The sequence below is a fragment of the Gemmatirosa kalamazoonensis genome (assembly GCF_000522985.1).
GTDB lineage: Bacteria > Gemmatimonadota > Gemmatimonadetes > Gemmatimonadales > Gemmatimonadaceae > Gemmatirosa > Gemmatirosa kalamazoonensis.
This window is the reverse complement of the sequence record NZ_CP007128.1, coordinates 3,949,064-3,971,256: the sequence shown is the minus strand read 5'-3', so window position 1 is coordinate 3,971,256 and position 22,193 is coordinate 3,949,064. Positions and strand designations below refer to the sequence as shown.

18 protein-coding genes and 2 tRNA genes are annotated in these 22,193 nt (G+C 72.1%); 16 read left to right on the top strand and 4 right to left on the bottom strand.

Annotated features, from left to right (window positions below; translation table 11 throughout):
• Positions 1-8: 8 nt before the first annotated feature.
• Positions 9-902, top strand: a complete 894-nt coding sequence (locus J421_RS17295; RefSeq protein ID WP_025412433.1) for an NAD(+)/NADH kinase — start codon at positions 9-11, stop codon at positions 900-902.
• Positions 903-990: 88 nt separating this feature from the next.
• Positions 991-2,730 (top strand): DNA repair protein RecN, encoded by a 1,740-nt coding sequence (gene recN / locus J421_RS17290; RefSeq protein ID WP_025412432.1) that lies wholly within the window; start codon positions 991-993, stop codon positions 2,728-2,730.
• Positions 2,731-2,733: 3 nt separating this feature from the next.
• On the opposite strand, the gene J421_RS17285 is transcribed toward recN, so the two are convergent.
• On the bottom strand, positions 2,734-4,524 hold the full coding sequence (locus J421_RS17285) for a hypothetical protein (RefSeq protein WP_025412431.1): 1,791 nt from the start codon (positions 4,522-4,524) through the stop codon (positions 2,734-2,736).
• Positions 4,525-4,692: 168 nt separating this feature from the next.
• Here J421_RS17285 and J421_RS17280 point away from each other — a divergent pair, with 168 nt between their 5' ends.
• The 3 genes from J421_RS17280 to J421_RS17270 all read left to right on the top strand — a co-directional run bounded on the left by J421_RS17280 (position 4,693) and on the right by J421_RS17270 (position 6,953).
• On the top strand, positions 4,693-6,477 hold the full coding sequence (locus J421_RS17280; protein WP_148306371.1) for a hypothetical protein: 1,785 nt from the start codon (positions 4,693-4,695) through the stop codon (positions 6,475-6,477).
• Between the two features lie 60 nt (positions 6,478-6,537).
• Positions 6,538-6,610, top strand: a tRNA-Gly gene (locus J421_RS17275).
• Between the two features lie 262 nt (positions 6,611-6,872).
• A tRNA-Leu gene (locus J421_RS17270) sits at positions 6,873-6,953 on the top strand.
• Between the two features lie 98 nt (positions 6,954-7,051).
• On the opposite strand, the gene J421_RS17265 is transcribed toward J421_RS17270, so the two are convergent.
• Positions 7,052-7,921 (bottom strand): Rad52/Rad22 family DNA repair protein, encoded by an 870-nt coding sequence (locus J421_RS17265; protein ID WP_104022745.1) that lies wholly within the window; start codon positions 7,919-7,921, stop codon positions 7,052-7,054.
• Between the two features lie 62 nt (positions 7,922-7,983).
• Positions 7,984-8,670, bottom strand: coding sequence for a hypothetical protein (locus J421_RS17260; protein WP_148306370.1), 687 nt, complete (start codon positions 8,668-8,670; stop codon positions 7,984-7,986).
• Between the two features lie 303 nt (positions 8,671-8,973).
• Here J421_RS17260 and J421_RS17255 point away from each other — a divergent pair, with 303 nt between their 5' ends.
• The 10 genes from J421_RS17255 (at position 8,974) to J421_RS17210 (ending at position 19,606) form a co-directional block, all read left to right on the top strand.
• On the top strand, positions 8,974-9,489 hold the full coding sequence (locus J421_RS17255; RefSeq protein WP_025412427.1) for a hypothetical protein: 516 nt from the start codon (positions 8,974-8,976) through the stop codon (positions 9,487-9,489).
• 86 nt (positions 9,490-9,575) lie between these two features.
• The gene (locus J421_RS17250) at positions 9,576-10,568 is read left to right on the top strand and encodes a M20/M25/M40 family metallo-hydrolase (protein WP_025412426.1); all 993 of its coding nucleotides are present in this window, start codon (positions 9,576-9,578) and stop codon (positions 10,566-10,568) included.
• Between the two features lie 53 nt (positions 10,569-10,621).
• Positions 10,622-11,764 (top strand): aspartate-semialdehyde dehydrogenase, encoded by a 1,143-nt coding sequence (gene asd / locus J421_RS17245; protein ID WP_025412425.1) that lies wholly within the window; start codon positions 10,622-10,624, stop codon positions 11,762-11,764.
• A gap of 7 nt (positions 11,765-11,771) precedes the next feature.
• Positions 11,772-13,130: a lysine-sensitive aspartokinase 3 gene (gene lysC / locus J421_RS17240; RefSeq protein WP_025412424.1), complete on the top strand. Its 1,359-nt coding sequence runs from the start codon at positions 11,772-11,774 to the stop codon at positions 13,128-13,130.
• Positions 13,127-13,846: a 4-hydroxy-tetrahydrodipicolinate reductase gene (dapB, locus tag J421_RS17235; RefSeq protein WP_201773032.1), complete on the top strand. Its 720-nt coding sequence runs from the start codon at positions 13,127-13,129 to the stop codon at positions 13,844-13,846. Before lysC ends, dapB begins: the two co-directional genes overlap by 4 nt.
• Entirely contained in the window at positions 13,843-14,784 is a 942-nt protein-coding gene (gene dapA / locus J421_RS17230; protein WP_025412422.1) for a 4-hydroxy-tetrahydrodipicolinate synthase, read from the top strand. Before dapB ends, dapA begins: the two co-directional genes overlap by 4 nt.
• A complete protein-coding gene (locus J421_RS17225; RefSeq protein ID WP_236646266.1) occupies positions 14,781-15,647 on the top strand; it encodes a 2,3,4,5-tetrahydropyridine-2,6-dicarboxylate N-succinyltransferase in 867 nt (288 codons plus the stop codon). The genes dapA and J421_RS17225 overlap by 4 nt, the downstream gene beginning before the upstream one ends.
• Entirely contained in the window at positions 15,644-16,900 is a 1,257-nt protein-coding gene (gene aroA / locus J421_RS17220) for a 3-phosphoshikimate 1-carboxyvinyltransferase (protein ID WP_025412420.1), read from the top strand. Before J421_RS17225 ends, aroA begins: the two co-directional genes overlap by 4 nt.
• A complete protein-coding gene (gene cmk / locus J421_RS17215) occupies positions 16,897-17,625 on the top strand; it encodes a (d)CMP kinase (RefSeq protein ID WP_104022742.1) in 729 nt (242 codons plus the stop codon). Before aroA ends, cmk begins: the two co-directional genes overlap by 4 nt.
• A gap of 169 nt (positions 17,626-17,794) precedes the next feature.
• Positions 17,795-19,606 carry a 30S ribosomal protein S1 gene (locus J421_RS17210; RefSeq protein ID WP_236646265.1) on the top strand — a complete coding sequence of 604 codons (1,812 nt, stop codon included), beginning with the start codon at positions 17,795-17,797 and terminating at the stop codon, positions 19,604-19,606.
• Between the two features lie 149 nt (positions 19,607-19,755).
• On the opposite strand, the gene J421_RS17205 is transcribed toward J421_RS17210, so the two are convergent.
• Positions 19,756-20,538 carry a pentapeptide repeat-containing protein gene (locus J421_RS17205; RefSeq protein ID WP_025412417.1) on the bottom strand — a complete coding sequence of 261 codons (783 nt, stop codon included), beginning with the start codon at positions 20,536-20,538 and terminating at the stop codon, positions 19,756-19,758.
• 103 nt (positions 20,539-20,641) lie between these two features.
• Here J421_RS17205 and J421_RS17200 point away from each other — a divergent pair, with 103 nt between their 5' ends.
• A complete protein-coding gene (locus J421_RS17200; RefSeq protein WP_025412416.1) occupies positions 20,642-22,183 on the top strand; it encodes an acyl-CoA carboxylase subunit beta in 1,542 nt (513 codons plus the stop codon).
• The last annotated feature ends 10 nt before the right edge of the window (positions 22,184-22,193 follow it).

Genomic DNA, 22,193 nt, shown 5'->3' with positions numbered 1-22,193 from the left:
TGACCCCGGTGGGTGAAGAGCGGAAGGCCGCGCTGCGCCTGGGCGTCGTGGGGCATCGCGGCTACGCGGACCTCCCGGCGATCATGCGCACGCTGCTCGACCTGTCGCCGCAGCTCGGCTTCGAGCTCGCGTTCGAGCCGGAGCTCGCCGACTTCGCGCCCGACGCGGTCGCGCGCCTAACGGACGACACGCCGCTCGACGCGCTGCTCACGCTCGGCGGTGACGGGACGCTGTTGCGCGGCGCGCGTCTCGTCGGCGAGCGGCAGGTGCCGATCCTCGGCGTGAACCTGGGGCGGCTCGGCTTCCTCACAAGCTGCGGGCCGAATGAGCTCGACGACGCGCTGCGCCGACTCGCCGCCGGCGACTACTACGCCGAGCCGCGCATGGCGCTGCACGCGAGCGCGGTGGATCCCGGTGGCACGGAGCGGCTGCACTGGCGGTCGCTGAACGACGTCGTGCTGCACAAGGGCGGCTTCGCGCGCGTCGTGCGTTTCGACGTGTGGATCGACGGGGAGCCGATCGGCGCCTACGGTGCGGACGGCGTCGTCATCTCCACGCCGACGGGGTCGACGGCGTACTCGCTCTCGGCGGGCGGTCCCGTCGTCGTGCCGACGGTCGAGTCCATCGTCGTCACGCCGGTCTCGCCGCACACCCTCGCCATCCGTCCCCTCGTGCTCCCCGCGTCGGCGGAGGTGCGCGTGCGCGGACGCGACGGGCCGGAGGAGCTGCTCGTGACGGTCGACGGCCAGGTGGGAACGAACTTCGCCTCGGCCGAGTCGCTCGTCGTGCGCCGCGCGCAGCGTCCGGTGCTCGTCGTCCGCTTTCCCGGGACGACGTTCTTCGCGCGCCTGCGCCACAAGCTGGGCTGGGGCGGACTCGCCGACCGCGACGAAGTCGCCTGACGCGCCCTCGACGGCGACTGCGTCCGCGCGGAGCCCCACCGCGTCGACGGGGTATTGCCATGGATTCCCGCGAACGTACTCTCGCTGCATGCTGACCGAGCTCCGGATCAAGAACTTCGCCATCATCGAGTCGCTCACGCTGCCGCTGGCGCGTGGGTTCAACGTGCTGTCCGGCGAGACCGGTGCGGGCAAGTCGATCATCGTCGGCGCGCTCGGCCTGCTGCTCGGCGAGCGCGCGAGCGCGGACCTGATCCGCACCGGCACCGACCGGGCATCGGTCGAGGGTGTGTTCGACACCACGGACCGGCCGGATCTCGCGCGGCTGCTCGACGAGCGTGGCGTGGAGGTCGAGGAGCAGACGGTCGTGCTGAAGCGCGAGATCGCCGCCGGCGGACGCGCGCGCGCGTGGATCAACGGCACCACCGTCACGGCGGGCGTGCTCGCCGAGGTCGGGCGGCTGCTCGTGAACCTGCACGGCCAGCACGAGGCGCAGACGCTGCTCGACGGCGACTCGCAGCGGCGTATCCTCGACGCGTTCGGCGGCGCCACCGCGCAGGCGGAGCGCGTGCGCACCGCCGCCGACACGCTGCACACGCTGCGCGACGAGATGCGCACGCTCGCCCGCCGACGCGCCGAGGCGGAGCGGCGCGCCGACTACCTGCGCCACGTCGTGCAGGAGATCGAGGGCGCCCGCCTAACGATCGGCGAGGACGACCGGCTCGAGGAGGAGGCACGGCGGCTGGAGCACGCCGAGGAGCTGCGGTCGCTCGCCGGCGGTGCGCACGAGCTGCTCGAGGGCAGCGAGGACGCGGTGCTCGCCGCGCTCGCGCAGCTCCACAAGGCGCTCGGCTCGCTGCAGCGCATCGACCCGTCGTTAGGCCGCCTGCAGGAGCTGTACGACGGCGCGTTCTACTCGCTCGAGGAGCTGTCGCGCGAGCTCGAGGAGTACGAGGGACGCGTGGAGCTCGATCCCGATCGGCTCGAGGAAGTGCAGCGCCGCCGCGACCTGCTGTTCCGGCTGTGCAAGAAGTACGGCCCCGGGCTGGGTGAGGTGATCGAGACCGGCCGGACGGCGCGCGAGGAGCTCGACCTCGTCGACTCCGCGGGCTTCGACCTCAAGTCGCTGGAGCAGCGCGAGGCCGCCGCGCGCGAGGAGCTCGTCGCCGAGGCGGCAACGCTCTCGGAGATGCGGCGCGCCGCCGCGGAGCGGCTGTCGGCCGCGGTGGAGGCGGTGCTGCCGGACCTCGGCATGGCGGACGGCCGTCTACGCGTGGAGCTGCCGCCGCGCGGCGAGCCGGCGGCGACCGGCGCCGAGGACGTGGAGTTCCGCGTCGCGCTGAACCTCGGGCACGACGCGCGGCCGCTCGCGCGCGTCGCGTCGGGCGGCGAGCTGTCGCGCGTGATGCTCGCGCTGAAGACGATCCTCGCGCGGCTCGACGGCGTGCCGACGCTCGTCTTCGACGAGGTGGACGCGGGGATCGGCGGCCGCGTCGGGCTCATGGTCGGCGAGACCATGCGGCGCGTCGCGCAGCACCATCAGGTGTTCGCGATCTCGCACCTGCCGCAGCTCGCCGCACGCGCGCATCACCACATCCTCGTCGCGAAGGGCGCGAAGGGCGGCGTCACGACGGCCGACGTCCGCGTGCTCGCCGGCGACGAGCGGGTCGTCGAGGTGGCGCGCATGCTCGGCGGCGATCCGGAGAGCCAGGTGAGCCGCGCCCACGCCCGCGAGCTGCTCGACACTGCCGCGGTGGACACGGCGAAGCTGCAGAAGCCCGCAGCGCCAGAGCCGTCGCTCGCCGCTGCCGCGCCGCGGCGACGCCGCTAGCGCCTAACGGCGGGGCGCGCGGGCCGGCGCCGGCCGCCGCGGGCTGGTGCCGAAGATCTGAGCGTACACGCGGATCACGAGCTGATCGTAGCGCGTGCGCGGCACGACGCCGCCGCTGCCGCCGAACGTGGAGGTATGCAGGTAGCTCACCTCCGCCGGCAGCCAGGAATGACCGCGGGCGAACGCGCCGAGCGTGGAGTACGTGATCCCGAAGCCGGCGAGCTGCGCGCGCGCGCCCGTGCCGACGCCGAGCAGCGACGCGTCGACGAGCTCGTCGGCGCCGGTCGCGTCGGTCGTGCTCAGCGTGCCCACGTACTTGTCGTCGCTGCGCGAGCGCAGCGCGTACTGTGCGGCGAGCGAGAACGCGTCGTTGGGCGCCCACCGCGGCGTGATCTCCACCGACACCGTGCGACCGCTCGTGCGCTGCGCGGTCAGTGCGCGCTCGCCGGGCGCGAACAGCTCACCAGGGAACAGCGGCACGCGCACCTCGACGTCGTGCGCGAGCGGCGACTCCACGCGCGCCACGGCGCTGACCCACGCGCGACGGCCGATCGACACGTCGGTGGCGGAGCGGAAGAGCAGGGCGGGTCCGCTGCCCGTCGGCACGAAGAAGACGAACGACGGGAACGCCTCGCTCCCCGTCGCGAGGCGGTACCCGGCGCCGATCGTGCTGCGCACGCGGACGCCAGAGCGCACCGGGTCGCGCGGCCCGCCGAACGTGTCGAGCCACATCACGTGCGCGGCGAGCTCCACGTCGCCGGTGCCCTGCACGGTGACGCCCTTCACCGAGTCGGACGCGACGCCGAAGCGGTCCTCGGTGAGGACCCGCTGGAGCCCCGCGGCGGCGATGCGCGCCGTCGCCGCGGCGGGGAGCGCGGGCGTGGCGAGGTCGTTGACGTCGAACGCGGCGAACGCGGTGCCTAACGATCGGATGCGGGCCTCGACCGCGCGCTGCGGCGCCGTGCCCTGGATCGGCACGAACGGCCCGCCCGGCTGCGCGGTGGTGCCCGCGCCGTACACCTGCGCGAGCCCGCTCGCGACCGCGCGTGCCGAGCGCGCGAGCTGTGTCGCGCCGGCGCGGTTCGCGATGACCGCCGCACACTGGGGCGTCGTCGTGGGGCCGGCGACGGCGGGACACGTCGCGAGGGCCGACTCGAGCGCGCTCGCCGCGGCGCCGAGCTGCTTCTGCACGAGCGCGTTCTGCTGCGCGGCGGCCGAGCTCCCGCTCGGCGCCGTCGCGCCGTTGGCCGGGTTGAACCCGAGGTTCCCGGTCGTGCCGCCCGGGTTCACGACGAGGTTCACCGACGACTCCGTGCGCACGACGGGCAGCATCGCACTGATCGCGAGCCGCCGCGTTAGGCCGACGTCGAGCTGGAACGGGATGCGCGTGACGAGCGTGCGCAGGCCGGTGTTCGCCACGCCGAGCGTGAGCCCGCTGGTCACGCCGACGCTGTCGCGCAGCGCGCGCTCGGCCACGCCGACGAGCGCGAAGTGCGACGCGCCGAACGCCGCCGAGTCGAACGAGAAGCGCGCGCCGAGCGGGACGCGCGTGCTGCCGTCCGCGCCGGAGACGCCGCCGAACTGCTCCGACGTCGCCTCGAACAGGACGCCGAACCGGAGGCGCGCCTCGCCGCGCACCGGCAGCGACGCGTCGTCGAATCCGCCGGCGACCGAGCGCTGGGCCGCGAGCGGCGCGGCGACCGCGAGCTGCGCGGCAAGCGCGAGCTGCGCGGCGAGCACCCCGCCGGCGACCGCCCCGGCCGCGGGTGCCGCGCCTCCACGCCGTCGCGCCATGTGTCGTACCTCTGAGTCCGTAAGTCCTTGTGGCGCAACGCCGTGCGCACTGCCCGGCGGGGCCGGGCGGTAGCCCGCTAGATTAGCGGCGTGGTCGGAGCACGTCAACCGACGGGACCCGCCACGCGCACGCATCGTCGGCCCTGCACGCACGCACCGCACGCACACGTGAACACCACTCCGCCCCCGCAGATCCCCTGGCAGGTGACCGGCAACCACTGGCTCGCACTGCCGTGCATCCATCCCGCCGACGGTGCGATCTGGGCCGCCGGCGTGCTGCACCGCGGCGCGCGCGCCGCGATCGAGTTCGCCGGCGGCGCGGAGTTCGTGGAGGGGCGCGGCGAGCCGCTGCTGCGGCCGTCGCTGCGCGTCGACGGCACGCTGCGCGAGCTCGCGGCGGAGGGGATCGCGTGGGAGCGCGCGGTGCAGTGGCTGCCGACGTTCACCTGCACGAGCGGATCGCTCGTCGTGCGCGGCTCGGTGTTCGCGCCGCACGGCCGCGACACGGATCTGTCGGGGGCCGTGTACACGATCTCGGTGGAGAACCGCGGGGCCGAGACGGTGAGCATCGACATCGCGCTCGAGGGCACGCTGGGACATCGCCAGATGCGCGTCCGCTCCGCGCGTCCGTTCCCCGACACGCACCGCGCGTCCGTCGGCGCGAACGAGGTGGTCGTGCTCGAGGGCACCGCGCTTCCCGGCGTCGTCGCGTTCGCGTTAGGCGCGGACGGCCCGGCCGCCGTCGACGTGCACGACGGCGAGGCGCCGCGCTTCTCGGTGCGCCGGACGCTGTCGGTGGAGCGCGGCACGACGCGGCAGGTCGCGTTCTATCTCGCGGCGGGCCCCGAGCGCGACGGCGCGGAAGCGACGGTGGCGGCGATGCGCCGCCGCGGCTGGCGCGACCTGCTCGCCGCGACGCGCGAGGCGCTCCGCGCGCTCGAGCAGGTGACCGGCAACGACGCGATCGACCGCATCGTGAACCGGAACCTCATCTTCGCGTACTTCTACGGCTGCGCGCGCGCGCTCGACGACGCGCACTACTACCCAGTGCGCACGCGCGTGCCGTGGCACGCGCGCGGGATCACGGTGCGCGACTGGGAGGCGCTCATGTGGACGCTCCCGGCCGTGCAGCTCGGCGACGCGCCGCTCGCGCGCGAGCTGCTGCTGCGCACGTGCGAGCTGCACGGCTACGCGCCGGGGCAGGGCGTGCACTACGTCGACGGCACGCTGTTCGAGCCGGGCTTCTCGCTCGAGGGGGCGGCGGCATACGCGCTCGCCACGGACCGCTACATTCGCGAGACCGGCGACGATCAGATCGTCGACGAGCCGGCGGTCGCCGACACGCTCTATCTCTCGAGCGACGACATCGCGGCGCGGCGCGACGAGAACGTGCCGCTCTACTCGACGGAAGTGACGCTTTCCGGCGCCGCCGTCACGCACCCGTTCACGCTGCACGGCAACGCGGTGGTCGCGCAGGCGCTCGAGGTCTTCCGCCGCACGCTCGACGAGGAGACCGCGCGCGAGGTGCAGGACCCCGAGGCGGTGCGCGCGGCGCTGCTGCGGCACTTCGCGTCGGAGCGGGACGGGAAGACGGGGCTCGCGTCGGCGGTGGACCTCAAGGGCGCCCGCGCGATGGAGGACGACCCGCTCGCGTCGTCGCTCTGGCTGCCGCTGTACGAGGCCGTCGATCGCACCGACTCGACGTACCGGCGCACCGCGCGGGGCCTCGGCGCCACGCCGACGTCGCTCGCCCAGCAGTGCGCGCGGCTGCTCGGTCCGGACGCGCCGCAGGTGCTGCAGTGGCTGCGCCGCGCGCCGCTCGACAACGGGGTGGCGGCGGAGATCGTCGGTCCCGAGGGCAAGGCCGTCGCGAACGGCGGCGACGCGTCGCTGTCGGGGCTCGTCGCGTACATGGTCTGGTACGCGGTGCATGTCCTCGGCGTCGCCCCCTGACGGACCGGCTCGGCGGCTTGAACCGATCGCGTGGGGCGGCTATACTCCGGGGTACGTCGCGCGGGAATAGCTCAGTTGGTAGAGCACAACCTTGCCAAGGTTGGGGTCGCGGGTTCGAGTCCCGTTTCCCGCTCTTGATGCGAACGCGAACGCGGGGCCGGCAACTGCTGCCGGCCCCGCGTCGTTTCATTCGGACCCTCGGACCCATGGTCGGACGAGCGCCGGCTCCTCGCTTGGCGTGCCGCAGTGCCCGTCGATGGGCCTCGATCACATCGACGACGGCGCCGCGGGCGTGGTCTCGAGAACTTGCGCCCGCTCCGTCCGCACTGTCATAGTCAGAAGCCGGCGCATCGCGTTAGGAAGATGCATGCGCGAGCACTGCATGTGCGCGAACCGCCCGGGTGGTGGAATGGCATACACGGGGGTCTTAAAAACCTCTCCCGAAAGGGTTGCGGGTTCGAATCCCGCCCCGGGCATCGTTGGGCGTTAGGCACTGGTTAGCCACGAAGCGGCCCGGCAACCAAGTTGCCGGGCCGCTTCGCCTGACGCCTAACGGCTGCCTAACGCGTCAGGCTCAGAACGGGATCTCGTCGTCCGCCGTCGCGCCGAGCGGCGAGCTGTCGAACGCGATCTCGTCCGGCTCGTCGGCCGGCACCGTCGCCGGCGCGCCGCCCTTGGCCTTGCCGTCACGCGGCGGCCACACGACGCCGTCGCAGCTCCGGTCGCGGCACTTGAAGTCCGGCGCCTTCGGGTTGCGCTTGCTGAGCCGGTTGTCCCACATCCGGCCGCCGCACTTCGGGCAGCTCACCGCGTCCGGGTCCGTCGCCATCGCCGTGGCGGGGCGGTTGCCGTTCGCCGCCGGCTCCGCGCGGGGCTCGTGCTCCTCCACCGACACCGCCGAGGCGACCGGCACGTCGCTCGGACGTCCCTCGCTCGGACGCCCATTGCCGTTGCGGCGCGTGGTGCGGCGATCGTACGCCGCCTGCGGATCCTCGACCGGCTTCGCGTACCGCCCATCGCCGTCGACCTCCACCCAGTTCGGCTCCAGCGCGTAGAGCTCGTGGCCGATGCCGAAGCGCACCGCGGCGCGCTTGAACGCGTCCGTGGCCGCCGACTTGTAGTCGCGCCCCGTGCCCACGTCCTCGCGGATCACGCCGAGGATCTGCAGCCGCGCCTTGAACGAGCAGACGTGCCCGTCTTCGTCCTGCGCCGCCAGCGGCGGGAGCAGGTCGAGCGTGAGGTCCCACTCGCCGGGCACCACCGCGTCGAGCCGCTCGCGCACCGTGTTCGCGTCGATGTACGCGACGAAGCGCGCGTACCACCGCCCGTCCCGCTGCACCGAGCGCCCGTCCTGCCGCCAGGAGACCACCCCCGCCGGCAGCGAGGCCGCCAGCGCCGACCAGATGTTCGTCTTGTCCAATTGTGTCTCGTGTCTCGCGATCATCTCTCGTCCGTCCGGTTTCGTCCAGTGAATTGGTTGGCGCCTGGTCGGTTACGGCGGCACGCCTAGCGCCCTCCGGCGCGCGCCCCGTGCGGTGTGCGGTTGTGCGAGTGCACGTCGGCCACGGCCGCGCAGCGCGGGCCGTGCACGCAGTACCACCCGTGTCGGTCGAGGAAGACGAGGTGGACCGTCATGTGCCCGTTCGCCTCCTCGTCCACCCGGAAGAGCTGCTCGACGGAGGTCGCCGGGCCGCACTTCACGAGCGGGTCGAGCTGCCGGACCTTCACCACCCGGACGATCGGCGGTGCCGGCTTGCTTGGCTTCCCGGCCTTCGCCGGCTTCCGTCGCGCCCCGTTCGTGGCCGTGCGACCGCCGCGGACCGCCGGCTTCGCGGCCCGCTTCGTCGGCGCGGCCTTCTTCACCGGCGCCTTCGCCACCGGGACGACGGCCGCCTTCGTGCGCGGCGGGGGCTTGGGCTGCGTCCGGCTGGCCGTCGGCGCGTGCCCGTTGCCATTCCGGCTCGCCGGCTTCGCCAGTGGGGCCACCTTCGTCGGCGGCGCCGGCTTGGTCGCGGTCGCCTTCGTCGCCGCCGTCTTGGTCGTCGCCGCCTTCGTCGTCGTCGCGGCCTTCGTCCCGCCCGTCTTCGTCACCGGCCGCTCGGCCCCCGTCTTCGGGGCGGCCGACTTCGGGGCGGCCGGCTTCGGGGCCGGTGCTGCCGCCTGGCGCTTCACTCCTCTCTTGGTCCCCGCCACGCGGCTTCCTCTCGCTTTATGGTCGATCGCTCGGGCACTTTGCCGTGCCCGAAAATTACCCGAAGCTCTCGCCGCTGTCAACATCGAAGACGGTCTCGGTGAAGGCTCGTAAGCCGTTTATTTACAATGCGTTACGGATGGCTCTCGGGCCGCGCCGCGGCACCCGGGCCGGCGGCCGGGCGACCTGCTACCCCGACCCGCCGGCGACGTTCGGTCGAGCTCCCCGGCGCGGTGGGTGGCCTGCCTCCTGCACCCTCTGATCCATCCGGTAAGCGGCACGAATCTCTGACGGTGAGGGTGGGCATGGAGAGCGGTCAGGACTTTCTGCGGAGCCAGATCAACAACGCGGTGATGCAGCATCGGACATTCCTCCAGAACCTGGAGGATCACGAGACTCAGGCCGAGGACGCCCGGTATCGCGACCTCTGCAGCCGATTCATCCCGCGGGCGCGCGAGCACCAGCGCATGCTCGAGGACTATCAGCGCTCCATCGGCGCGGAGCTCGGCGCCGGCAAGAAGGCCATCGGCACCGTGCTCGGCGTCGCGCGCGACCTCGCCGACGCGGCACGCGAGAGCGACTTCCTGCGGCTCGTCGGCGACATCGTCACGTCCCGGCAGTCCGAGGACACGTTCAAGACGTTCCGCGAGGCCGGCCGCGCGCTCGGCGACACGCGGCTCGCCGAGATCGGCGAGATGGGCGAGCGGCACCACGACGACTACGCGAAGGAGGCGAACCGTCTCGCGCAGCAGATGTTCGTGGAGCACGTGCGCGGCAGCGGCGGCGCGGAGCTGTCCACGGAGACGCGTCCGTCGGTCTGACGCGCTGATCGTCGCGTCACCGCGGCGACGCGACGGCGGGGCCGCGTGCGTGGCATCGCGCACGCGGCCCCGATTACAATACCGCCATGACCGACGTCGTCGCGCTCGCGGCCGAGCTGCTCGCCATACAATCGTCCTCCGGCGGCGAGGGACACGCCGTCGACTTCGTCTCACGCTGGCTCGTGCGCCGCGGCTGGAGCGTCACCGTGCAGGAAGTCTCGCCCGGGCGCGGCAATGTGTGGGCGACGCGCTCCGGCGGTGGCGTCACGCTCTCGACGCATCTCGACACCGTGCCGCCGTACTATCCGCCGCGCCTCGAGGGCTCGCGCCTGTATGGCCGCGGCGCGTGCGACGCGAAGGGCATCGCCGCCGCGATGCTCTCCGCCGCGGACCGTCTCGTCGCAGCGGGCGAGCAGCGCGTCGATCTGCTGTTCGTCGTCGGCGAGGAGAAGGGATCGGACGGCGCGCGCGCCGCGAACCATCTCCCGGCGACGAGCCGCTTCCTCGTGAACGGCGAGCCGACGGAGAGCAAGCTCGCGAGCGGCGCGAAGGGATCGCTGCGCGTCACGGTGCGCACGCGCGGCCGCGAGGCGCACTCCGCGTACGCGCACCTCGGGCGCTCGGCGATCGAGCCGCTGCTCGATCTGCTGCCGACGCTGCGCTCGCTGCCGTTGCCGAGCGACCCGGTGCTCGGCAACACCACGTACAACATCGGCGTGGTGCGCGGCGGCACGGAGGCGAACATCGTCCCGGCGCATGCGGAAGCGGAGGTCATGTTCCGCCTCGTCGGTCCGGTGGACCCGTTGAAGGAGCAGCTCACCGAGTGGGCACGCGGGACGGCGGAGCTGGAGTGGGGCTCGCACATCCCGGCACAGTACTTCCACACCATCGACGGCTTCGAGATCGCCCCCGTCGCGTACACGAGCGACATCCCGCTGCTCGCCCGCTGGGGCACGCCGCTGCTCTTCGGCCCCGGGTCGATCCATGTGGCGCACACGCCGGACGAGTTCATCGCCGTCGACGAGCTGCGCGCGAGCGTCGACGCGTACGAGCGCATCGTGCGCGCGCTGTTGTCGTGATCGACGTCTCGTGCGCGACGCCTGCGCCGCCTAACACCTTCGAGTCTCCTCCCATGCCCCGACCGACGCCGCACGTCCCGCCGCTCGCTTCGCTCGTTCCGACGGGCGAGTCGTTCTCGCGCTGGCCGGTCGCGATCCTCGGCGCCACCGGCGCGGTCGGCCAGACCTTCGCGCGACTGCTCGCCGACCATCCGTGGTTCGAGGTCGTGGAGCTCGCCGCCTCCGAGCGCTCGGCCGGCAAGCGCTACGCCGAGGTCACGCGCTGGATCGAGGGCGTCATGCCCGACGCGCTGCGCGACCGCGAGGTGTTGCCGTGCGATCCCTCGGCGGTGCGCTCGACGATCGTGTTCTCGGCGCTCGACTCGTCCGCTGCCGGCACCATCGAGCCCGCGTTCGCCGCGGCCGGCAAGCTCGTATTCAGCAACGCGAAGAACTTCCGCATGGCGCCCGACGTGCCGCTGGTCGTGCCCGAGATCAACGGCGATCACCTCGCGATCGTCGAGGCGCAGCGCCGCGCGCGCGGGTGGGACGGCGCCATCGTCACGAACGCGAACTGCTCGGTGACCGTCGCGTCGCTGCCGCTCGCGCCGCTGCACGAGGCGTTCGGTCTGTCGAAGGCGTTCCTCGCCACGATGCAGGCGGTCTCCGGAGCCGGCTATCCCGGCGTGCCGTCGCTCGACATCCTCGGCAACGTCATCCCGTACATCGCCGACGAGGAGCCGAAGGTCGAGACGGAGCTGCAGAAGATCCTCGGCCGCGTCGACGGCGAGCGCATCGCGCACGCGCCGTTCGTCGTCACGGCGCACACGAACCGCGTGCCGGTGGAGCACGGCCACACCGTGTGCATGTCGTTAGGCTTCGAGCGGAGGCCGAGCGTCGACGAGGTGCTCGAGGTGCTGCGTGAGTGGCGCGGCTCGGAGCTCACGCGCGACATGCCGAGCGCGCCCGAGCGCCCCATCGTCGTGAGCGACGCGCCCGATCGCCCGCAGCCGCGGCGCGACGTGATGGCGGGCGACGGCATGAGCGTCACCGTCGGTCGCGTGCGCGCGGACCACCTGCTCGACATCCGACTCGTCGCGAGCGGCCACAACACGATTCGCGGCGCCGCCGGCGGCTCCATTCTGAACGCCGAGATCGCGCTCGGCGCGCCGTCGCGCGCGCACGGGGCGGTGGCCGCCGCGGCGCTCGCGGGGTGAGCGCGCCTTGATCGTCGTCAAGTTCGGCGGCACTTCGGTCGGCGACGCGGAGGCGATCGAGCGCGCGGCGTCGATCGTGCGCGGGCGCCTCCCCGGCCGCCCCGTGATCGTCGTCTCCGCGATGGGCGGCGCGACGAACGCGCTGCTCGCGCTGGCGGAGCAGGCGTCGCGCGGTCAGCTCATCGGCGCCGCGCGTGCCGTGGAAGCGCTGCGCGAGCGTCACCTGAACGCGGTGACGGCGCTCGTGCCCGACGCGCAGGCGGCCACCGAGCTGTCGGGCGAGCTCGGGGCGATGTTCGACGAGCTCGCGCGGCTCGCCGAGGCGATCTCGGTGCTCGGCTTTCTCACGCCGCGCAGCCTCGACACGATCGCGGCGTACGGCGAGATCCTCTCGTCGCATCTCGTGACCGCGGCGTTCCGCGCGCGCGACATTCCGGCCGAGCTGGTGGACGCGCGGCGCGTGATGATCACGGACGATCACTTCTGCAAGGCGGAGCCGGACGCCGACCGGATCGCCGAGGCGGCGCGCGCGCATCTGCAGCCGCACCTGCGCGAGGGACGCGTGCCGATCATGGGTGGCTTCATCGGCGCGACGCCCGACGGCATCACGACGACCCTCGGTCGCGGCGGCTCGGACTACAGTGCGTCGCTCGTCGGCGCGGCGCTGCAGGCGGACGTCATCGAGATCTGGACCGACGTCGACGGCATGCTCACGGCCGATCCGCGTGTGGTGCCCGATGCGCGTCTCATCGAGCGGATCCGGTTCGACGAGGCGTCGGAGCTGGCGTCGTTCGGCGCAAAGGTGCTGCACCCGAGCACGATCGCCCCCGCCGTTAGGCGCGGCATCCCGGTGTACATCTACAACTCGCGGCGGCCGGAGGGGAAGGGCACGCTCATCACGTCGGACGCACCGCGCCGCCCGGTGAGCGCGATCGCCGCGAAGAGCGCGACGACGGTGGTGAAGCTGCGCTCCACGCGCATGCTGCTCGCCTCGGGGTTCATGAAGACCGTGTTCGAGATCTTCGAGCGGCATCGCACGTCGGTGGACGTCATCGCCACGTCCGAGGTGTCGCTGTCCGTCACGCTCGACGACCCGTCCAACCTCGACGAGCTGCTCGGCGACCTCACGCCGCTCGGCGACGTGTCGGTGGAGCGGGAGCGCGGGATCGTGTCGATCGTCGGCGCGGGGCTCAGCGACAACGGCGTCGCGCTCGCCCGCGCGTTCGGCGCGCTCGGCGACCTGCGCGTGCACATGGCGTCGCTCAGCGCCACGGGCATCAACCTCACCCTCGTCGTCGACGGGGAGCACGTCGGCCCGGCCATGCAGCGGCTGCACGACGCGTTCTTCGGGGAGGGCGCGACGTGACCGCCCCGCTGCGCGTCGCGCTCGTCGGCATGGGCAAGATGGGCCGCACGATCGATGCGCTGGCCGCTGAGCGCGGCGCCGAGATCGTGGCACGGCTCGACCGGGACGATCGTGTGGACGCCGCGGCTCTCGGCGGCGCTGACGTCGCCATCGACTTCACCGAGCCGGCCGCCGCGGTGCCTAACGTGCGCGCGTGCCTCGCCGGCGGCGTGCCCGTGGTCGTCGGCACGACGGGCTGGTACGACCAGCTCCCGGCGCTCGAGCGCGACGTCCGCGACGCCGATGGCCGCATGCTCTGGGCGGCCAACTTCTCCCTCGGCGTGAACGCGATGATCCGGCTCGCCGCCGAGGCGGGGCGCCTGCTCCGCGACTCGGGCATGGACGTGCATCTCGTGGAGACGCACCACACGCAGAAGAAGGACGCGCCGTCCGGCACGGCGATCGCCATCGCGCGCGCCGCGACGGCGACGCTCGGCCGCGAGATTCCGACGACGAGCGTTCGGGTCGGCCACGTCCCCGGTACGCACACGCTCGTCTTCGATGGTCCGTTCGAGCAGCTCCGCATCGAGCACGACGCGCGCGACCGTCGCGTGTTCGCCGAGGGGGCGCTCGCCGCGGCGCGCTGGCTCGCCGCGCGGCGCGAGCCCGGCGTGTACACGATGAGCGACGTGCTCGCGCCGGCGAGCGACCAGTCAACTGGAGGGCTCCGGCCATGACGCAGACCAACGTGCTCCGCGGCGTCGGTACGGCGCTCGCGACACCGTTCACGCGCGGCGGCGACGTCGACGAGCCGGCGCTGCGTCGCTTCGTGCGCTGGCAGCTCGAGCAGGGCGTCCACTTCCTCGTGCCGTGCGGGTCCACGGGCGAGGCGGCGACGATGACGGTCGCCGAGCAGCGGCGCGTCGTGGAGATCGTCGTCGACGAGGCGGGCGGCCGCGTGCCGATCGTGGCCGGCGCGGGCGTGAACGATACGCAGAAGGCCATCGCGCTCTCGCGCGAGATGCGCGCCGCCGGCGCCACGCACCTGCTGCACGTCTCTCCCGCGTACAGCAAGCCGCCGCAGCGCGGCATCGAGGCCCACTTCCGCGCCGTCGCCGACGCCGTCGACCTGCCGATCGTGCTGTACAACGTCCCCGGCCGGACGGGCAGCAACGTCGAGGCGAGAACGACGCTGCGCCTCGCCGAGGTGCCCAACATCGTCGCGGTGAAGGAGGCGTCGGGGAACCTCGCGCAGGTGCAGGAGATCCTGCGCAACCGCCCGCCGGGCTTCATCGTCCTCTCCGGCGAGGACGCCATCACGTTAGGCATCATGGCCGCCGGCGGCGACGGCGTCGTCTCCGTCACGTCGAACGCGACGCCGCGGCTGGTCGCCGACCTGTGCGAGCGTGCGCTCGCCGGCGACTTCGCCGCGGCGCGCGACGTCGACGCGCGTCTCGCGGCGTGGACGAGCGCCGCGTTCGTCGAATCGAATCCGATCCCCCTCAAGGCTGCACTCTCGATGCTCGGACTCATGGAAGACGTGCTGCGGCTGCCTCTCGTGCCGCTCGCGGACGCGTACCGTGCGGCCGTGCGCGCCGCGCTCGAATCGGCCGGCGCGTTCCAGCACGCGCCCGGCGACGCGCAGCGCACCGGTCGCGCGGGAGCGGCGGCGTGACGATCGACCGCAAGGACCTGGAGCAGCGCATCCTCGCCGCCGAGCCGAAGGAGCCCGGTGCGCCGTTCTCGCCGAACGCCGGCATGGCCGTCGACCAGCTGCTCACGGCGCTGGAGCAGGGGCACGTCCGCGCCGCCGAGCGCGATGCCGACGGCCGCTGGCACGCCGTGCCGTGGGTGAAGCGCGGCATCCTGCTCGCGTTCCGGCTCGGCAAGGTCGCCGACATGTCACCGGCCGGCGGCGGCTCGCATGCGGCGTTCACGTTCTTCGACAAGCACACCGTGCCGCCGCGCACGCTGCGCATCGAGTCGGGAGTGCGCGTGGTCCCGGGCGGGTCGTCGATCCGCCGCGGGACGTACATCGCGTCGGGGGTCGTCTGCATGCCGCCGATGTACATCAACGTCGGCGCGTACGTCGGCGCCGGCACGATGGTCGACTCGCACGCGCTCGTCGGCTCGTGCGCGCAGATCGGCGAGCGCGTGCACCTGAGCGCCGCCGCGCAGATCGGCGGTGTGCTGGAGCCGGTGAACGCGTCGCCCGTCGTCGTCGAGGACGACGCGATCGTCGGCGGCAACTGCGGCGTCTACGAGGGCACCGTCGTCCGGCGCCGTGCGGTGCTCGCCGCCGGCGTGGTGCTCACGCGCGGCACGCCGGTGTTCGATCTGGAGCGCGAGACCGTGTACCGTGGGACCGCCGACGCGCCGCTCGAGATCCCCGAGGGTGCGGTCGTGGTGCCGGGCGCGCGGCGCATCACCGGCGGATGGGCGGAGGCGCAGGGCCTGTCGCTGCAGACGCCGATCATCGTGAAGTACCGCGACGAGAAGACGGATCTCTCGACCGCGCTCGAGGCGTGGCTGCGATGAAGGTCACCGGCAGCGTACGCGTCCCGGGTGACAAGTCGATCAGTCACCGCGCGCTCATGTTCGCCGCGCTCGGCGACGGCCCGTCGCGCATCACGCGCATCCTCGACTCCGCCGACGTGCGGTCCACGGCGGGCGTGCTGCGCGCGTTAGGCGCGGACATGCCCGAGCTGTCGGCCGACTTCGTCGTGACCGGGCACGGGCTGCGCGGTCTCCGCGCGCCGGTGCGCGACCTCGACTGCGGCAACAGCGGCACGACGGCGCGGCTGATGGCCGGGGTGTGCGCCGCGCAGCCGTTCGCGTCGCGCTTCGTCGGCGACGAGAGCCTGAGCAAGCGGCCGATGGGGCGCGTCGCCCGGCCGCTCTCGGCCATGGGCGCGTCGTTCGAGCTCTCGACCGGCGAGCGGCTGCCGATGGTCGTGCACGGCACGGAGCTCGAGAAGGTGGAGTGGCACAACGAGAAGTCGAGCGCGCAGGTGAAGAGCGCCATCCTGCTCGCCGGCGTGTGCGCGGGCGTCGAGGTCGTGGTGCGCGAGCCGACGCGCTCCCGCGACCACACCGAGCGCATGCTCGCCGCGCGCGGCGCGGAGGTCTGGGTGAACGACGACGCCGTGCTGTTGTGGCCCGTGCAGGGCCTTCCCGCACTCGACGTCGCGGTGCCCGGCGACCCGTCGTCCGCCGCGTTCTTCGTCGCCCTCGCGGCGCTCGCGACGGAGGGCACGCTGACGCTGCCCGACGTGTGCCTGAATCCGACGCGCACCGGCTTCTTCTTCGCGCTCGCGCGCATGGGCGTGCGCATCGACGTCGACGACGAGCGCACGGAGGGCGGGGAGACCGTCGGCACGCTCGCCGTGTCGCCTGGCGAGCTGCGCTCCACCGAGATCGCACCAGCCGAGGTGCCGTCGCTGATCGACGAGCTGCCGATGCTCGCGTGCCTCGCCACGCGCGCCGAGGGCGAGACCGTCGTGCGCGGGGCCGAGGAGCTGCGCGTGAAGGAGAGCGATCGCATCGCGGCCGTCGTCGGCAACCTGCGCGCGCTCGGAGCCGACGCGGACGAGCTGCCGGACGGCTTCGTGGTGCGCGGCAATCGCGCGTCGCTGAAGGGCCGCGTCACGACGCACGGCGACCACCGCCTCGCGATGGCGTTCGGCGTCCTCGGCGCGCTGCCGGGGAACGAGATCGAGGTCGACGACCCGGCGTGCGTGGACGTGTCGTTCCCGACGTTCTGGCGCGACCTGGACGGCGCCGTCCGGTGACGTCGCACATGGTGGTCGCGATCGACGGACCGGCGGCGTCGGGCAAGTCGTCGACCGCGCGATGGGTGGCCGAGCGGCTCGGCTTCCGGCACGTCGACTCGGGGGCGCTGTACCGCGCCGTGACGTGGCTCGCGCTCAGCGAGGCCGGCGACCCCGCCGGCTGGCGGGAGGAGGCGGTGCGAGCGCTCGCCGAGCGCGTGGCGCTGTCGCCGACCGCGGCCGGGTTCGAGCCGCTCGTCGACGGGGCGGCGGTCGGGGAGGCGATCCGCGGCACGGACGTCACGCGCAACGTCTCGCGAGTCGCGCAGCTCGGGTCGGTGCGGACGTGGGTGAACGAGCGCGTCCGGGCGGCGGGGGGCTCTCACGACGTCGTGGTCGACGGCCGCGACATCGGGACCGTCGTCTTCCCGGAAGCGCCGCTGAAGATCTTCCTCGTCGCCGACCCGTGGGAGCGGGCCCGCCGTCGGCTCATCCAGCGGCTCGGCCGGCACCCGCAGGAGGACGAGATCGCGGAGGAGACCGAGCACCTCGTCCTGCGCGACTCCAAGGACGCGACCCAGACGGTGCAGGCGCGCGACGCCGTGTTGATCGACACGACGTTCCTCACGCAGGCGGAGCAGGTGGACCGCATCGTGGCGCTGGCGCGGGCGCGGTCGCGGGTGCTGGCGTCGGACGCGGCGGACGCCGGCGAGGCACGAGTCGGGGGCTCGGGAGAGAGCGCGTAACTCGCGATGGCGGCGCAACTTCGGTGTGCGGCGCCGGTTGACTCTCGCGACTTACCTGTCTAAACTGGTGGGTTCGCACTCGCTCGCCCCAGGCGGCATCCGGCTGCCGGGGCCTGTCGTGTGATCCACCACCCCATGACTCGGCGCGGCGAGCCTAAACTCCGCGATCATGGAGACCCCCTCCGGTATGGCCGAGCTCGAGAACCCCACGCTCGACGCTGACTTCGACGCGTCGACCACCCCGACGGCGCTGACCGAGCGCCAGAAGCGCGACAAGCAGAAGAGCGTTCTGCGTCCCCTCGCGAACCGCCGCCCCGAGCTCTACGACGAGGACGAGTACTCGTCGGACGAGTTCGAGGCGATGATGGACATGTACAACGGTACCCTCGCCTCCATCGAGGAGGGGGAGATCGTGAAGTCCAAGGTCCTCGAGATCCGCGAGAACATGGTCGTCCTCGACATCGGCTTCAAGTCCGAGGGGACCGTGCCGCTCGAGGAGTTCAAGGACATGCCCGACCTCAAGCCTGGCGACGAGGTCGAGGTTCTCCTGGAGCACCTCGAGGACCAGGAAGGCTCCGTCGTCCTCTCGAAGAAGAAGGCGGACTTCATGCGCGTCTGGGAGCGCATCCGTCTCGCCTACGAGAACGACCAGCCCGTCGAGGGCACGCTCGTCAAGAAGATCAAGGGCGGCGTGGTCGTCGACCTCATGGGCGTCGACGCGTTCCTCCCGGGCTCGCAGATCGCGCTCCGCCGCGTGCCGAACATCGACGAGCTGCTCGGCCAGCGCTACGAGTTCAAGATCATCAAGCTGAACAAGCGCCGCCGCAACATCGTCGTCTCCCGCCGAGTGATCCTCGAGCAGGAGCGCGCCGGCAAGCGCGAGAAGCTGATGAAGGAGCTCGAGAAGGATCAGGTGCGGAAGGGCGTGGTGAAGAACATCACGGACTTCGGCGCCTTCATCGACCTCGGCGGCGTCGACGGCCTGCTCCACATCACGGACATGTCGTGGGGGCGCATCTCGCACCCCAGCGAGATGGTCCAGATCGGGCAGGAGCTCGAGGTGAAGGTCCTGGACATCGACTGGGAGCGCGAGCGCATCTCGCTCGGCCTCAAGCAGCTCCAGGCGTACCCGTGGAAGGACGTGGTCCAGAAGTATCCCGTCGGCACGCGGGTGCAGGGCAAGGTCGTCTCGATCACGAACTACGGCGCGTTCATCGAGCTGGAGCCCGGGATCGAGGGCCTCGTCCACATCTCCGAGATGTCGTGGACGCGGAACGTTAGGCACCCGTCGAAGCTCGTCTCCATCGGCGAGACGATCGAGGCGGTGGTGCTGAAGGTCGATCCGGAGGAGGAGAAGATCTCCCTCGGCATGAAGCAGACGGAGACGGATCCGTGGACGGTGCTGCCGCTCAAGTACCCGGTGGGTACGCGCATCACCGGCAAGGTCCGCAACCTCACGAGCTTCGGCGCGTTCGTCGAGATCGAGCCCGGCATCGACGGCCTCATTCACATCTCCGACATGAGCTGGACGAAGCGCGTCCAGCATCCGTCGGAGGTCGTGAAGAAGGGCGACACGGTCGACGTCGTGATCCTCAACATCGACAGCGACAACAAGCGCATCTCGCTCGGCCTCAAGCAGGCCGAGGAGGATCCATGGCTCCGCATCGGTGAGACCTACCCGGTCGGCACCGAGCTGCAGAACCGCCCGATCGTGCGCCTGATGGACAAGGGCGTGGTCGTCGACGTCGGCAACGACATCGAGGGCTTCGTGCCGCTGTCGCAGCTCAACATCACGGGCAAGATCGTCCAGAACCCGGCCGACGTGGCGTACGAGGGCATGCTCCTCGACCTCCGCGTCCTCGAGGTGGATCCGATCCACCGCCGGATCGTGCTCGCGGTGACGAACATCCCCGAGGAGCAGCCGCCGCGGCCCGAGACGCCGTCGACGGTGCACTCCAGCGAGGGCGAGCCGGGCATCTGAGCCCGCTCGGATCCCGTTAGGCGCGAAGGCCCCGGTCGACATGACTGGGGCCTTCGTCGTTTGAACCGCAGAGGACGCGGAGGGACGCAGAGGACTGCACTTGAATCCCTCTGCGTCCCTCTGCGTCCTCTGCGGTTCGATGCTTCAGGTCACAGCCGCCGGAACACGGTGGAGTGACTGTGGTCGCTCGGGATCTCCGTCTGCTCCGTCGCCTGGTTCACCGCGCCCTGCTCGAGCGCCCACTCGCGGAATCCCGATGGCCCGCGACGCACGCCCTCGATGTTCGTGTACGAGAGCGTGCACTCGCGCAGCCCCTTCGCGTTGTACAGGTCCGCGTCGGAGAGATCCGCCGCCGACAGCCGCGCACCGGTGAAGTCCGCGCCCTGCAGCGACGCGCCGCTGAGCGACGCCGTGACGAGCGACGCGCCGCGGAAGTTCGCGCCGGTCAGCGTCGCGTTCTGCAGCTGCGCGCCGTGCAGGTTCGCGTTCTCGAACGACGCCATCGGCAGCATCGCGCCGCGCAGGTCGACCTGCTCGAGCCACGCGCCGTCGAGGTTCACGCCGGCGAGCGAGATCCCGTTGCGGTTCAGGTCCCGCAGCGCGTCGGGGCGGCCGCCGCTGCCGCCCTTGCCCTGCGCGCTGTTGATGACCTGCCACGCCTGGTAGTTCGAGTCCTTCTTCGCCTGCACCGCCGACGCCTCGTCCGCCGCGCGCCGTTCGTTGCGATTCGCCCAGAACTGGTAGGCGCTGAACAGGAACGCCGCGGTCTGCAGCAGCTGCCCGGCGTTGGAGAAGTTCTGGAGCCAATCGGTCCACGACGACGCGCCGGCCGGCGTCGGGCTCTGACCGAGCGCGCGTCGTACGACGGCCAGCGCGACGCCCGTCGAGAGGGCGAGCAGCGCGCGACGATGCGAGCGGGACCGGAGTGGCATGGCGCCCAATCTATCGCCGGACCGTCGGCGTCAACCGGGCGTCGGGCCCGTCGCGCGGCTTGGCTCCGCCCCCGCGGCCCGGCTACCTTCCGCGCCTATGACCATGCGCGAGAAACTCGAGCTGCTCGAGCGGCGGCGCGGCGAATCGGAGCTCGGCGGTGGGGCCGCGCGCCTGAAAGCGCAGCACGACAAGGGGAAGCTCTCCGCCCGCGAGCGGCTCGACGTGCTGCTCGACGAGAACAGCTTCGTGGAGCTCGACCGGTTCGCGACCGCCCGCTCGGCGGCCGCCGACGGGGACACGCCGATCTACGGCGACGGCGTCGTGACGGGGTACGGCCGCATCGACGGACGGCTGGTGTACGTGTTCTCGCAGGACTTCACGGTCTTCGGCGGCTCGCTCTCCGAGACGCACGCGCAGAAGATCTGCAAGGTCATGGACCTGGCCGTGCGCAACGGTGCACCGGTGATCGGCCTGAACGACTCCGGCGGCGCGCGCATCCAGGAAGGCGTCGTGTCGCTCGGCGGCTACGCCGACATCTTCCTGCGCAACACCCTCGCGTCGGGCGTGGTGCCGCAGATCAGCGCCGTCCTCGGGCCGTGCGCGGGCGGCGCGGTGTACTCGCCCGCGATCACCGACTTCGTGTACATGGTGCGCGGCACCTCGTACATGTTCGTGACCGGGCCTAACGTCGTGAAGACGGTCACGCACGAGGACGTGACCATGGAGCAGCTCGGCGGCGCGGACACGCACGCGGCCACGAGCGGCGTCGCGCACTTCGTGCACGACTCCGAGCTCGCGTCGCTCGCCGCGATCCGCGAGCTCTTTCGCTACGTGCCGTCGAACAACCTCGACGAGCCGCCGCGCGGCCCGGGCACCGACCCGCGCGATCGTCGCGAGGGCTCGCTGCTCGACATCGTCCCCGACCATCCGAGCAAGCCGTACGACATGCACGACGTGCTGCGGCGCGTCGTCGACGACGGCGAGTTTTACGAGGTGCAGCCCGCGTACGCGCAGAACATTGTCTGCGGCTTCGCGCACCTCGGCGGCCACAGCGTCGGCATCGTCGCGAACCAGCCGGCAGTCCTCGCGGGAGTGCTGGACATCAACGCATCGGTGAAGGCGGCGCGGTTCATCCGCTTCTGCGACGCGTTCAACATCCCGATCGTGACGTTCGAGGACGTGCCGGGCTTCCTGCCCGGCCTGTCGCAGGAGCACGGCGGCATCATCAAGCACGGCGCGAAGCTGCTCTACGCGTACTGCGAGGCCACGGTGCCGAAGCTGACGGTCATCACGCGCAAGGCGTACGGCGGCGCGTACGACGTCATGAGCTCGAAGCACATCCGCGGCGACTTCAACGTCGCGTGGCCGACCGCGGAGATCGCCGTGATGGGCCCCAAGGGCGCGGTGGAGATCATCTACAAGCGCGAGATCGCGCAGGCCGCCGATCCGGTCGCGGCGACCGACGAGAAGGTGGCCGAGTACACCGCGACGTTCGCGAACCCGTACATCGCGGCGGGCCGCGGCTATGTCGACGACATCATCGACCCGCGCGACACGCGGCCGCGCCTGATCGACGCGCTCGACACGCTGCGCACGAAGCGCGACCGCAACCCCCCGCGAAAGCACGGGAACCTGCCGCTATGAGGCACACACC